The following is a 13842-nucleotide window of genomic DNA, read 5'->3' on the forward strand; positions in this document are numbered from 1 at the left end:
TTTGTATATTTGCTTATATGATAGACACAGAGAATATGGAGTACAATACAACCAGAAATCATTTAACAATGAGAGAATATGGCAGACATATTCAAAAAATGGTAGAGTATTTATTGTCATTAGAAGACAAAGAGAAACGCCAAAAAAACGCATATGCCCTTATTGAATTAATGGGCTTTTTAAATCCACACTTAAAAAACGTAGAAGATTTTCGTCATAAATTATGGGATCATCTTTTTTTAATAAGCGATTTTAAATTGGATGTTGAAAGTCCTTACCCGATTCCAACCAGAGAAACGCTTAAGGCTAAACCTGAAAGGTTGGCTTACCCTAAAAAATATCCTAAGTTCAACCATTTAGGAAAAAATATTGAAGTAGTTATTGATAAAGCATTGAAAGAAGAGAATCCTGAAAAACGTCAGGGGTTTGCAAATTCTATTGCTTATTACATGAAGCTGACTTACAGCAACTGGCATAAAGAGTTGGTGCATGACGATAATATTCAATCAGAGCTACAAAGCATCACTGATGGCGAATTGGAATTCAATAACCGTCCGTTTGTAAAACACCGTACAGATAACAGACCTACTGATGATTACGGAAGTGGTGGCGGAAGAAGAGATAACAACCGTCGCAACTTTGGCCAACGCAATAACAATGGCGGTGGCGGTGGAAGAAGAGACGGTGGTGGCGGAAGAAGCAACAATAATAGCGGCGGACGTGGTAATGATAACAGAAATAACAATAACCGTAATTTTAAAAAACGATATTAATCAATAACACGAATTAAATTCACGAATTGCACGAATTAAAGCCTGATGAACATTATTCATCAGGCTTTAATTTTATTTATTTGCACATCTTCTTAAAATTCGTGTAATTCGTGTTTTAAATTCGTGTAATAAAAACATAACGATGAGCTCATTTGAAGTAAGAGGCGGTAAAAAACTTTCCGGAGAAATAACTCCACAAGGCGCAAAAAACGAAGCATTGCAAATTATTTCAGCAGTATTATTAACTCCTGAAAAAGTTACTATAAAAAATATTCCCGATATCATAGATGTAAATCTTTTGATAGAATTATTGGGAGAGATGAGGGTAAAGATCGATCGTGTAAGCAGAGACGTTTGTGTGTTTCAGGCAGATGATGTAGATGTAGATTTTTTACACAGTAAAGAATACCATAAAAAAAGTGGTCGACTACGTGGCTCTGTAATGCTTGCCGGACCTATGTTAGCTCGTTTTAAAGAAGCATACATACCTAAACCCGGCGGCGATAAAATTGGCAGAAGAAGATTAGACACACACATCATTGGTTTTGAAAAACTCGGTGTAACCTTTCATTACGAAAGCGAAGAAGGTTTTTTTCAACTAAATGCTAAAGAAATGAAAGGCTGCACTATGCAGTTGGATGAACCCAGTGTTACAGGTACTGCCAATATTTTGATGGCAGCTGTAATGGCAAAAGGCAAAACAATTATTTACAACGCAGCATGCGAACCATACCTGCAGCAATTGTGCAAGATGTTGAATCGCATGGGTGCAAAAATTTCCGGCGTCGGAAGTAATATGCTCACCATTGAAGGAGTAGATCGCTTGGGTGGCACAGAGCATAGCATGTTACCGGATATGATTGAAGTAGGTAGCTTCATCGGACTTGCAGCTATGACACAAAGTGAGATCACCATTAAAAATGCAGGTATCGAACATTTGGGAATCATTCCTGAAAGGTTTCAGCAACTCGGTATTAAAATGGAATTCAGAGGCGATGATATTTATATCCCATCGCAGGAATTATATGAGATAGATAAATACATGGATGGCGGTGTATTAACCATGTACGATCATCCATGGCCGGGCTTCACTCCCGATTTGTTAAGCATTGTTTTAGTAACGGCCATACAAGCTAAAGGCAGCGTATTAATTCATCAAAAAATGTTTGAGAGTCGTTTGTTCTTTGTAGATAAATTGATCGATATGGGGGCACAAGTTATCCTTTGCGATCCACACCGTGCTGTGGTTATCGGCCTTGAAAGAGAAAAACAATTAAGAGGCATTACGATGAGCAGTCCGGATATACGTGCCGGCGTAGCGTTGCTCATTGCAGCATTAAGTGCACAAGGCAAAAGTGTTATTCAAAATATTGAACAGATAGACAGAGGTTATCAAAATATTGATGCTCGTTTACAAGCCTTGGGTGCAGATATAAAACGTATTTAATACTTAGCTGAAATAAATTCGATGAAAATTACAGCATTGATGATTAGCGTAATGCTTACTCTTGGTTCATGTACATTATCTCCTGATTCTAAAATTGTAGGAGTATGGGAATCATCTCAGGATATAGCAGGTGATGCAGCTCGTTTCTATTTCAATAAGGACAAAAGAACAGGCCATTTTTGGATATTGAATAATAAAAAATTAGTAGAAGTAATAAATTTTAATTACAAATTTTCTAAAGATTATAAGAATATGGAGATGAATTTTGTAAGTTCAAATCCTCGTCCATTTTCAGCCATGACAGCGTCAGATTTTTTTCATAGATATGATGTATCAATTTACAAATTAACTAACGATAGTTTAAAAATTTCATTAAAAATCTCTGGCATATCCAACAACTATGACCTTAAGAAAATTAAATAATTTTTACCGCTCATCGGCTAACAGATATAATTCGTTTTCAAAACAAAAGCAATTGGAATCAAAAAAATATGATCGAAAATATCTTCACTCAACATATCATTCTTGAAAACGAAAGAGTACTCCTTCGTCCTTTAGAATTAAGCGATGCAGAACATTTCATTCCGTTTGTAATTGCAGAACCTACTCTCTGGAGATATTCCCGTGAAGCTCCATACGATGTTGCTTCTATGGAACAATATGTAGTAAATGCAATACAAAACAGGATCGATCAAAAAGAATACCCATTCATTGTTTTTGACAAGCAAACAAACCGTTATGCAGGCAGCACAAGATTTTATGATATACAACAACATCCGAACATCAGAACCACTCAATTAGGGTATACCTGGTATGGAAAAGATTTCCAACAAACCGGCTTGAACAGACATTGCAAATTCCTCATCTTTCAATTTGCATTTGAACAATGGGAACTTGAAAGAGTTGAATTAAGAGCAGACGTAAGAAATGAAAAATCCATCGCCGCCATGAAAGCCATTGGTTGTGTAACCGAAGGTATTATTCGTAAACATTTACAAAATAATGAAGGAGGCAGAAGAGATAGCGTTATATGCAGTGTCTTAAAAGAAGAATGGTTTGGCAGTGTAAAAGAAATGTTACGGCAAAAAGCATATTGATTTTTTTTCTTTTCTTTGCACATGGCATTAGCAAACAAGATCATCATAATAACAGCACCATCCGGTGCCGGCAAGACTTCCATCACCAGACATTTAATGAAAACCTTTCCGCAGCTGGCATTTTCTGTTTCAGCGGCTACAAGAGCAGCTAGAGGAGCTGAAAAAGATGGAGTGGATTACCATTTCATGAGTGAAGAAAAATTCAATGAAAAAATACAGAACAACGAATTTGTAGAATGGGAAATGGTATATCAGGGTAAATATTACGGTACACTTAGGAGTGAATTAGAAAAGATATGGGCAGAAAATAAAATACCGGTTTTAGACATTGATGTAAAAGGAGCCATTCATATTAAAAGACAATACCCAGATTCGGCATTAACTATTTTTATTGACCCACCTTCGGTAGAAGAATTAAGAAATCGATTGGAAAGCAGGGGCACAGAAAATGCCGTAGCAATAGATGCAAGGGTAAACAAGGCCACATATGAGATCTCTTTCAAAAATCATTTCGACAAAACAATCGTAAATGATCAACTGCAAAGAGCCTGTGCAGAAGCCGAAACAATAGTAAAAGAGTTCATTTCTCTATAATTTACTACATTCGTACTAACAGTTTTATGGCAGGGATCACCATTTTAGCAATTTTACTTTCATTGATATTTATCGGATTTTTTTCCGGTATAGAGATCGCTTTTGTATCGGCCAATAAACTTTCTATAGAATTAAGAAAAAAACAAGGCACTTTCAGCGGTAAAACATGGGGCGAATATGCAGAACATCCTGCCCGTTTCATCGGCACCACATTGGTTGGCTTTAATATCTTACTGGTAGTTTATGGATTGCTGTGGAGTAGCTTTATGGCTCCTTTTTGGGATCTCAAATTCTGGAAAGGCTTTAACACCAACAATCCTTATGTTCGACTTGTAGTTGAAACAATCATCTCTACATTCTGTTTACTATTTTTCGAATTTATTTTTAAAGCATTCTTTAGAGCTAAGAACGACAGTATTTTAAGCAATGGTTTTCTTACATACATCGTTAGTTTCTTCTTCGCCGCATTTTCGGGCATTGCTACTTTCTTTGTTGATATTGCAGAATGGATATTAAAATATTTGTTCAATGTGAAGATCAACGAAAAGAAAGACGCTTTTTCTAAAATAGATCTGGAACATTTTATTCATCAAAGTAAAAGCCATGATGAAGAAGACTCCGGAGAGATCAATAAAGAATTATTTGAAAATGCTTTATCATTAAGTGAGATCAAAATTCGTGAATGCCTGGTGCCACGTAAAGAAATCGAAGGCGTAGATATCAATACGGATATTGAAACTGTGAAGAACAAATTCATCAGTACAAGATTGAGCAAGTTGGTTGTATATGAAAAAAATATTGATTCCATTGCAGGCTATGTTCATCAACTAGATATATTCAAAAATCCAAACAGCATCAGAGACATTCTTTTAAAAATACCGACCATTCCGGAAAGTATGAATGTAACCGACCTCATGAATAAATTCAGCCGTGAAAGAAAAAGCATTGCCTGGGTGATAGATGAATTTGGCGGTACAGCAGGCATTGTAACGATGGAAGACTTGCTGGAAGAGATCTTCGGCGATATCAACGATGAATACGATACGGAAGAATTTGTAGAAAAACAATTGTCTGTAAATGAATTTATTTTCAGCGGAAGAATAGAACTCGACTTCATTACCGAAAAATACGACCTTGAATTTCCGGACAGTGAAGGAACAGAAACACTCAGCGGCTTCATCATTCAAAACAGAGATGAGATTCCTACTGCAAAAGAAACTTTCACTGTAGGCAATTATCAATTCGATATTTTAAGTGTCAGCGACACCAGAATTGAAACGGTTAAACTGAAAGTTTTAAAATAAACTTTTCTCTCAGATGAACATTGCCGTTAATACCAGAAGCTTTTCTAAAAAAAACAATTCGGGCAATGATATTGAACAAATCTTGATAGCGCTTGCAAAAGCTAACCCTCAGCATCAATTTGTTTTTTTTATAAATAAAGAACTTGAAATAACAAAAAATATAACACTGATATCTACCAAAGCATCAGTAAATGTTATATCGGAAAAACTGTGGCATAGTATACAACTACCTGCTTTATTAAAAAAACACAAAGCAGATATGGTAATACACATTAATACCATCAACACAACATCTACTTCAATACCACAGTTGCACTTTATAAATATGCAGCCGAAAGGAACTAAAAGAAATATTTCGGAAACACTTCATCAATCAAAAAAAATAATCACTTCTTCACAAAGCTTCAAAACTTTGCTTACGACGCAATATAAAATTGCCGATGAAAAAGTAGCCCTAGTATATGCTTCAGCTGACAGCAGATTTTCTCCGGTTGATTGGAAAGAAAAACAAAGCATTTTAAAAAAATATTCAGCCGAAAAAGAATATTTTTTATTTATTGAAGAAGATCAGACCGAAGAAGAATTGGTGCAACTTTTAAAAGCATTTTCTATTTTTAAAAAATGGCAAAAGAGTAATCTACAAATGATTATTGCTTACCAAAAAGCTCATTTGCCTGAACCTTTCCTAAAAAGTTTAAAGAATTATAAATACAAAGATGAGGTGCTGCTCATCAACTTTGATGAGGCAATGCTACCTGAAATAACAAAAGCCGCCTATTGTTGTATTCACTTTAACGACAATAGTAGTTATCTTTCTTTGTTACAAAATTTGCGATCCGGCGTACCGGTTATCACTACCGAAAACGACCTGACGAAAGAGATCTGCGGAAAGGCGGCTTTATATAGTCCTGTTGGTAATTTAAATGATATCGCTAAAAATATGATCCTCATTTATAAAGACGAAACCCTTAGAAATGAACTGATTGAGAACGGAACTGCACAACTGCAATTGCTTAATACCAATAAGCCCCTAACTACCCTGATGTTACAGCTTGAAGCAACATTGCAAGCATAAACCGATTATCTTTGCAACCCAATTATTAAATTATTTATGGATAAATCAACAATAACGATAGATGTTCATTTAGACGCCAATAAAGTACCCGAACAATTAACCTGGGATGCCACAGGCAGCACAGCAGAATCTGTCCAAAAAGCAAAAGCAATGTGTTTGGCTTTTTGGGATGGAGCCGATAAAACTGCACTTCGTATCGACCTTTGGACAAAAGATATGATGATGGATGAAATGGCGGATTTTTATTATCAGATGATGATGACAATGGCAGACACTTTTAAAAGAGCTACTAAGCAGGAAGAACTTTCTGCAGACATGAAAAAATTTGCGAAAGAATTTTTTGATAAATTCAGAGCGATACAAATGAAGGAACAACAATAGAAGCTTCATGCCACAAACTTCAAGTGACAAGTATAAACTTTGAAGCATCTTGCTTTTCCCTTGCAGCTTGTATCTTGAGGCTCAATTATTCAGTAACAATATATAAATCTACACACAATGAGTTTAGAACTTAAAATAATGGCTGAGATGAAGGAAGCCATGAAAAGTAAGAACGAAGGCGTATTACGTGGTTTACGTGCCATCAAAGCAGAGATCATTAAAGCAAAAACAGAACCGGGAGCCGGAGGAGAGATTGATGAAGCTACCGAACAAAAGTTTTTACAAAAGATGATGAAGCAACGTAAAGATTCTTTAGATATCTTCGAAAAACAAGGAAGAGCAGATCTTGCAGAAAAAGAAAAAGAAGAAATGGCTGTAATAGAAAAATTTCTTCCTAAACAATTAAGCGAAGCTGAAATTAAAGATGCAGTGGCTAAGATCATTACAGAAACCGGGGCCGCCTCTCCTGCCGATATGGGCAAAGTAATGGGTGTGGCAAGTAAACAACTGGCCGGACTGGCAGATGGAAAGACCATCAGTAATATTGTAAAAGAACTATTAAGCAAATAAACGCTGAGGTTTGATCGATATACTGTTTGCAATATTAATGGTGATGGCAATTATTAAAGGCTATCAAAAAGGGCTAATTGTTGCCCTTTTTTCTGTTGCTGCATTTATAATCGGTATTGCTGCAGCTGTAAAACTTTCCGCAGTTGTTGCCGGTTATTTACAAGATCATACTTCTGTATCGGGTAAATGGTTACCTGTTATTTCTTTTGCAGTTGTATTTCTCGGTATTATTCTTTTGGTGAGATTGGGAGCCAAGTTGGTTGAAAGAACTGTTCAAATGGCATTACTTGGTTGGGTGAACAGGATCGGTGGTATTCTTTTATACGCAGTACTGTATACGATCATTTTTAGTATTCTGCTGTTTTACGCAGAAAAAATTCATCTGATCGAAACAAATACCATACAATCTTCACAAACCTACCCATATGTAAAGCCATGGGCTCCAAAAATACTCGATGGATTCGGTAGAGTAATCCCGATATTTAAAGGTATGTTTGCCGAGTTGGAAAGTTTTTTTTCGGGTGTATCCAACAAAATTTCTTAATAAGTGCGAAGCGTTATCTTATTTAATGTAATTTTAGCCCGATTCATTATTTTAGCATATAGTTAAATACTGTATCTTATACATAGTTACTGCTAATGAGCTACGAAATAAAACAAGACGGGAAATATAAATTTATTGAAGAGGGTAATGGGGAGCCGCTCATGTTGCTGCATGGGCTTTTTGGCGCATTAAGTAATTTTAAGGACCTTATTGATCATTTCAGTAAAACACATAAGGTAGTGGTACCTATGTTACCACTCTTAGAACTTGATCTTTTACATACTTCGGTCGGCGGCTTACAAAAATTCGTCAGGAATTTTATTGAGCATCGTAACTACAACAATATAAACTTACTTGGTAATTCTTTAGGAGGGCATGTTGCTTTAGTGCATGTACTTAAAAATCCCGATTGTATTAAATCAGTCATACTAACCGGCAGTTCGGGTTTGTTTGAAAATGGTATGGGAGATTCGTATCCTAAACGTGGAGATAAAGAGTATATGCGTAAAAAAGCAGAGCTAACTTTTTACGATCCTAAAATGGTTACGGAAGAATTATTGGACGAAATTTTTGAAATTACCAACAACCGTTTGAAAGCAATTAAGATCATTGCACTGGCAAAAAGCGCTATCCGTAATAATCTTGGAGAAGAATTGAACCAGATAAAACAACCAACCTGTTTAATTTGGGGAGCCAATGATAATATCACTCCACCATTTGTTGGAAAAGAGTTTAATAAGTTGATTCCTAATAGCGAATTGCACTTTATAGATAAGTGCGGCCACGCCCCCATGATGGAAGTACCTCATGAGTTTAACAGAATATTAGGGGATTTTTTAGCAAAAATATAATAGTGCCAAACAACATTTTGGTTGATTTTTACGTCTAAGTAATAAATCGGTTGAAACAAACCTTAAAAGCAAGTACAGTAAATGCTTACAGCTGACCTCATAAATAATAATATTCCTCAACTTACACTACAGGATAGTGTTAGTAAAGCTATGCAGCTGATCAATGATTTCAGAGTTACACACTTACCTGTTGTTGCTGATGATAAATATCTCGGTTTAATTAGTGAAGACGATCTGCTGGATGCTGAAGACACAAAATTGACAATTGAAACCTTGCAGGAAAATTTCATCACCGCATCTATTACCGATAAAGAACATTTTTTAAACGCAGTTAATTACAGTATTAAAATAGATTCTACAGTTGTGCCAATTGTAAACAAAGAGGCAGAACTCATTGGTGTTATTACAACTGCCGATCTATTAAAAACATTGGGCAACTTTTCAGGAGCTAATGAAATTGGCGGTATCATTGTACTGGAAATGGAACGTACTCAATTTGCCATTTCCGAAATCAGCAGAATTGTTGAAAGCAATGATGCTACTATTTTGCACCTTAATACCACTGTTGATCCTGAAACAGGCAAACTGACGGTAACCTTGCATCTCAACAAAAAAGAGATCGCAGCCATCATCGCTTCTTTTGAAAGATATGAATATGATGTCGCTTTTACTTTCGGTAACGAAAGCTTCGGACAGGAAATAGAAAGCAACTATCAACATTTAATGACATATCTGGACATTTAACTTCAACTCGGCAATAAAACAGCTACTTTTACAATCGTTCAAAAAAGGAAGGATTGGCTTAATGAGTTTTATCAAAAAAATATTTCGGTTTTCTATTACCATCGTTTTTGTTTGTATTGCTTCAAAAGCAAGCAGTCAACTCATCTCCAATGCTATTACTCCCGATGCTACAGAACTTGATACACTAATAAAAAAGATCCAGGTCAGAAAAATATTTGTTACAGGGAATAAAAAAACAAAGAGCTACATCATCAGCAGAGAAATGCAGATAAAGGAAGGCGACTCCATTCCTGTTGTTTTACTTAAAAAAAGAATAGATGATGCCCGTAGATTTGTTTACAACACTACCTTATTTAATGAAGTAACGGTAAAGGTTGATACTTTATCGAACGACCAGATAGATATTACGACAGAAGTAAAGGAACGATGGTATATTTTTCCTCTTCCGCAATTTCAACTGGTAGATAGAAGTATTAGTGATTGGATCAATAACCATGATGCCGATCTGGAAAGAGTAAATTACGGGATAAAGTTTGTTCATTATAATTTAACCGGAAGAAGAGATCAGCTCAGACTTACAGCACTGAATGGCTTTTCCCGTTCACTAAGTTTTTCTTATACACAGCCTTATAGCAACAAAGCACTTACTGAAGGATTCTCGATCAGTTCAGGTTTTGTACAAACAAGAGAATTGGCTTTTAGAACTTCCTACAACAATAAACTGCTTGTATTCCGTCCCGGGGGATTCATCAACAAACTGTGGTTATTGAGTGCAGTTTATATAAAAAGACAAGGAGTAAAGAATAGATACTCACTTGGCATTACCTATTCTAATCTTGCTGTTCCCGATTCTATCCCAACAAAATATAATCCAAACTTTTTCAATAGTACGGCTGCAAGACAACACCTTTTCGATTTCTCTTTTGCTTATCAATATGTTGATGTTGACAATATTGCTTATCCGCTTATTGGTGATAATTATTTTGCTACCGTTGTTAAAAGAGGCTTCGGGTTTAATGGAGGAGTTAACCTACTGCAATTTGAGGCAGGTGCCAGCAAATACATACACCTACGTAGAGGCTGGTACCTCAGTCTTTTATCTGCTGCCAAAATAAAATTACCTTTTGAACAGGCATTTATCAATCAAAGAGCATTGGGTTATGGTGAAGTTTTTTTAAGAGGTATGGAAAACTATGTGGTGGACGGCGTTGTGTATGCATTGGCAAAAAATACATTGAAGAAGAAAATTGTATCATTCAAAATAAACCTGCCGATAAAATCGAAAACATTTAACAAAATACCGGTTACTATTTTTGCAAAAACGTATAGCGATATCGGTTATGTTTACAACAAATTACAGTACGACACCTACTTTAATAAGAGGTTCTTATACACCGGTGGGTTTGGAATCGATGTACTGACAGTATATGATTCGAGCCTGAAGCTTGAATATAGTTTTAACCAATTAGGCGAAAACGGGTTATTTTTACGTTTTCAAACGGGATTCTAAATTCAATTAACCACATAGACATCTAAGGCAGATAGTGCCCTGTGGTCATATTAAATCGTTTATAATGAGAATAGCCATTTATAGCAGAGGTATTGAAAATAATCAGCATCATGATATAGAAGCGTTTTTAGAAGAGCTGGATGCCAATAAAGTGGAAGCTGTTTTTTCGCAGGATTTTTTCAATAAATTTTATTCATCGGTAAAGATGAAAGGGAAGTATTCCACTTTTAGTTCATCAGATGATCTGGATGATTCAATAGATTGTATCATTAGTTTGGGTGGAGATGGAACTTTATTGGATACGGTAACATTGGTAAAAGATAAAGCCATTCCTGTACTTGGTATCAACTACGGTCGTTTAGGATTTTTGGCGAATATTGGTAAAGAAGAATTGCATTCCGCCATTGAAGCGTTGGTTGAAAGAACATATGTATTGGATAAAAGAACATTGATACATTTAGACGCCAACATCCCTGTGTTTGATGGAATGCCTTATGCATTGAATGAATTTACGTTGCAGAAAAAAGATTCTTCGTCAATGATAAAAATTCATACTTATCTGAATGGCGAATTTTTAAATACCTATTGGGCAGATGGTTTAATTGTTGCCACTCCTACCGGCTCTACGGGTTATTCATTAAGTTGTAACGGACCAATTGTTTTCCCGGACAGTGGTAGTTTTGTGATCACTCCTGTTGCACCGCATAATTTAAATATTCGTCCTATTGTTGTTCCCGATAATAATATCATTTCTTTTGAAGTAGAAGGCCGTACAGATTCTTTCATCTGTACACTCGACAGTAGAAGAATGGTGGTACCTAAAGAAGTACAACTTGCTGTTAAAAAAGAAACTTTCGAAATAAGCCTTATTCGTTTGAATGAAAATAATTTTTTACAAACGCTGAGGAATAAGCTGTCATGGGGGTTAGATGTGAGGAATTAAAAATGTCAATTAAATAGAAATACAAAATGAAAGATTAATTGCGTTTAGTTTTTAAATTTATATCCTACACTTAACCATATTTGAGCATCTAAATGACCTATATTATTTTTTTCTGAAGCAATCTTGTCAAATGTTGAATAATAAACTCCATACCCTAGCCCAAGTTTAGCATCAATAACAATCTTATTACCAAAGAAATAGGCTGCACCCAAACTTCCACCCACTCTTAATGAATGTCCTTCAAAATCTCTGGATGGATATCCCAAATATCCACCACTGCCAAATGTTGTACCTGTCGTTTGAATAATTCTTTTAAATGAACCCATATACCCTCCGCCATAAAAGTTCGTTTTGTTTGTTCGTGGAATATCGAAATAATGCCTTAAAGCTATAAGTGCTCCTTGATACTCGTAATAATCAGTAAAAATAAAATCCTTAGCTCTCCCTTTTACAATAGATAACTCAATGCTGTTATTCTCATTGAACATTTTCTCTACTGAGATTGCCGGATATCTCATTATCAGATTTAGAAGATTTGTTTTAACAACAAAACCTTCTTTAGTTATTTTTTCTCCCTGTTTCCCATGCAATCCAGATAACAGAAGATCAGAACTAAACAGTTTCACCTGCCCTTGTGCAGTTAAGCAAAAAATAGAGAATAAAATGATAGTAACAACTACTTTAGTAAAATGCATTTGTGAAGTTTAAAATGAGAGAAAATCGTTCCTTTTACAATAAGAAGAACCTATTCAGCAGGAGGCAGCGTGGTAATCGTAAATATAGTATTGCGTATGCTGTGGCTGACGCCGATATCAACCCGATTGCATTTTATGATGTAATGTTTACGCATACTAGTTTGCAAGTCGTACAAAATGAAGGCAAAGTTGCATCACGTGAAAATTATTTTTAACAATAAGTATATAGGGTGCTTTTTCTTCTATCCCATCATAAGTAATAAGCTGTCTAAAAATGGTTTTAAGAGACCGTATTAGTTCATATTTATATTTTTTTTAGCATAACAAAACCCCATTTGCACCGTTTTAAAGAAACAATGCTTTATTTTGCAAACATGAAAAAAGCGGTTTTTTCTATTCTTTTTACCGGCGCCCTCTTTCCATCCGTTTTTGCTCAGAATGAAAGTATTCAGCAAAAGGGAGATATTGGCTTCACTATTGGTGCCTCCCAATACTTCGGCGACCTTAATCCAAGGTCTTCGATAAAAAATATTAAACCTGCCTTCGGGATATTTTATCGTAAACAGTTTACCAATTACTTAGGGCTTCGTATCAGTGGACATTATACGGAACTTGGCTTTAGCGATGCCGACAGCAAAGCTCCATTTCAACAGGCAAGGAACCTTAGTTTTCAAACCAAAGTTTGGGAAGCAGCCATACATGGTGATTTTAACTTCTATAAATATGTACCCGGCGATCCGTCATACCCCTTCACTCCATACATTACATTTGGCCTAGGTGTATTTGGTTTTAATCCGTATACTGAATTGAATGGCGACAAAATATATTTACATGACCTTGGTACCGAAGGACAAAACATCGGCTATGCAGATGCATCCGGCAAAAAACGCAAACCTTATAAAAAAACAGCCGTTTGTATGCCTTTTGGTATTGGTGTGAAGTACAACGTAAGCAAAAATCTAAATTTATCTTTTCAGATAGGACAACGGTTAACACTAACTGATTATCTGGATGATGTAAGTACTACTTATGTTGGTGCCGACAAATTTGGCGGAGAACCTACCGCTACTCAATTACAAGATAGAAGCCTTGAGGTACAGCCCACAGCCATTGGTGTTGAGGGCAGACAAAGAGGCTGGAGTAAACAAAAAGATCAGTATATGATTGCTGAAATAGGCATTTCTTTTAATATCAAAAGCTATCGCTGTCCTAACAGCTATTAATTTTTTCAGAAGATTTTAACATAGACTTATCGAAAAAAAATTAGCTGTATTTTTGGTGGCACGAAGTTTGAAATATACTATTAAAATTTGT

Annotated in this window: 17 protein-coding genes; 16 read left to right on the forward strand and 1 reads right to left on the reverse strand. The window is 35.7% G+C overall.

Features of this window, described 5'->3' with window-relative positions:
• Window positions 1-17: 17 nt before the first annotated feature.
• The 14 genes from ACQ33O_RS02030 (at window position 18) to ACQ33O_RS02095 (ending at window position 11833) form a co-directional block, all read left to right on the forward strand.
• A complete protein-coding gene (locus ACQ33O_RS02030) occupies window positions 18-773 on the forward strand; it encodes a DUF4290 domain-containing protein (RefSeq protein WP_430993881.1) in 756 nt (251 codons plus the stop codon).
• Between the two features lie 142 nt (window positions 774-915).
• On the forward strand, window positions 916-2220 hold the full coding sequence (gene murA, locus ACQ33O_RS02035) for a UDP-N-acetylglucosamine 1-carboxyvinyltransferase (protein WP_430993882.1): 1305 nt from the start codon (window positions 916-918) through the stop codon (window positions 2218-2220).
• A 36-nt stretch (window positions 2221-2256) separates the two neighbouring features.
• Window positions 2257-2643 (forward strand): hypothetical protein, encoded by a 387-nt coding sequence (locus ACQ33O_RS02040; protein ID WP_430993883.1) that lies wholly within the window; start codon window positions 2257-2259, stop codon window positions 2641-2643.
• A gap of 68 nt (window positions 2644-2711) precedes the next feature.
• A complete protein-coding gene (locus tag ACQ33O_RS02045; RefSeq protein WP_430993884.1) occupies window positions 2712-3317 on the forward strand; it encodes a GNAT family N-acetyltransferase in 606 nt (201 codons plus the stop codon).
• Window positions 3318-3338: 21 nt separating this feature from the next.
• On the forward strand, window positions 3339-3911 hold the full coding sequence (gene gmk, locus ACQ33O_RS02050) for a guanylate kinase (protein ID WP_430993885.1): 573 nt from the start codon (window positions 3339-3341) through the stop codon (window positions 3909-3911).
• A gap of 26 nt (window positions 3912-3937) precedes the next feature.
• The gene (locus tag ACQ33O_RS02055; RefSeq protein WP_430993886.1) at window positions 3938-5215 is read left to right on the forward strand and encodes a hemolysin family protein; all 1278 of its coding nucleotides are present in this window, start codon (window positions 3938-3940) and stop codon (window positions 5213-5215) included.
• 13 nt (window positions 5216-5228) lie between these two features.
• A complete protein-coding gene (locus tag ACQ33O_RS02060) occupies window positions 5229-6290 on the forward strand; it encodes a glycosyltransferase (protein ID WP_430993887.1) in 1062 nt (353 codons plus the stop codon).
• Between the two features lie 36 nt (window positions 6291-6326).
• On the forward strand, window positions 6327-6671 hold the full coding sequence (gene gldC, locus ACQ33O_RS02065) for a gliding motility protein GldC (protein WP_430993888.1): 345 nt from the start codon (window positions 6327-6329) through the stop codon (window positions 6669-6671).
• A 117-nt stretch (window positions 6672-6788) separates the two neighbouring features.
• A complete protein-coding gene (locus ACQ33O_RS02070; protein ID WP_430993889.1) occupies window positions 6789-7241 on the forward strand; it encodes a GatB/YqeY domain-containing protein in 453 nt (150 codons plus the stop codon).
• A gap of 10 nt (window positions 7242-7251) precedes the next feature.
• Window positions 7252-7785 (forward strand): CvpA family protein, encoded by a 534-nt coding sequence (locus ACQ33O_RS02075; RefSeq protein WP_430993890.1) that lies wholly within the window; start codon window positions 7252-7254, stop codon window positions 7783-7785.
• Window positions 7786-7880: 95 nt separating this feature from the next.
• A complete protein-coding gene (locus ACQ33O_RS02080) occupies window positions 7881-8636 on the forward strand; it encodes an alpha/beta fold hydrolase (RefSeq protein ID WP_430993891.1) in 756 nt (251 codons plus the stop codon).
• Between the two features lie 81 nt (window positions 8637-8717).
• Entirely contained in the window at window positions 8718-9380 is a 663-nt protein-coding gene (locus tag ACQ33O_RS02085; protein WP_430993892.1) for a CBS domain-containing protein, read from the forward strand.
• Window positions 9381-9441: 61 nt separating this feature from the next.
• Entirely contained in the window at window positions 9442-10890 is a 1449-nt protein-coding gene (locus tag ACQ33O_RS02090; protein WP_430993893.1) for a POTRA domain-containing protein, read from the forward strand.
• Between the two features lie 64 nt (window positions 10891-10954).
• Entirely contained in the window at window positions 10955-11833 is an 879-nt protein-coding gene (locus ACQ33O_RS02095) for an NAD kinase (RefSeq protein ID WP_430993894.1), read from the forward strand.
• Window positions 11834-11877: 44 nt separating this feature from the next.
• On the opposite strand, the gene ACQ33O_RS02100 is transcribed toward ACQ33O_RS02095, so the two are convergent.
• Window positions 11878-12528, reverse strand: coding sequence for a DUF3575 domain-containing protein (locus tag ACQ33O_RS02100; RefSeq protein WP_430993895.1), 651 nt, complete (start codon window positions 12526-12528; stop codon window positions 11878-11880).
• Window positions 12529-12530: 2 nt separating this feature from the next.
• Between ACQ33O_RS02100 and ACQ33O_RS02105 the strand changes: the two genes are divergently transcribed.
• On the forward strand, window positions 12531-12743 hold the full coding sequence (locus ACQ33O_RS02105) for a hypothetical protein (protein ID WP_430993896.1): 213 nt from the start codon (window positions 12531-12533) through the stop codon (window positions 12741-12743).
• Between the two features lie 159 nt (window positions 12744-12902).
• Window positions 12903-13751, forward strand: a complete 849-nt coding sequence (locus tag ACQ33O_RS02110; RefSeq protein WP_430993897.1) for a DUF6089 family protein — start codon at window positions 12903-12905, stop codon at window positions 13749-13751.
• The last annotated feature ends 91 nt before the right edge of the window (window positions 13752-13842 follow it).

Origin of the sequence: Ferruginibacter sp. SUN002 (assembly GCF_050611725.1) — a bacterium.
Lineage (GTDB): Bacteria > Bacteroidota > Bacteroidia > Chitinophagales > Chitinophagaceae > Ferruginibacter.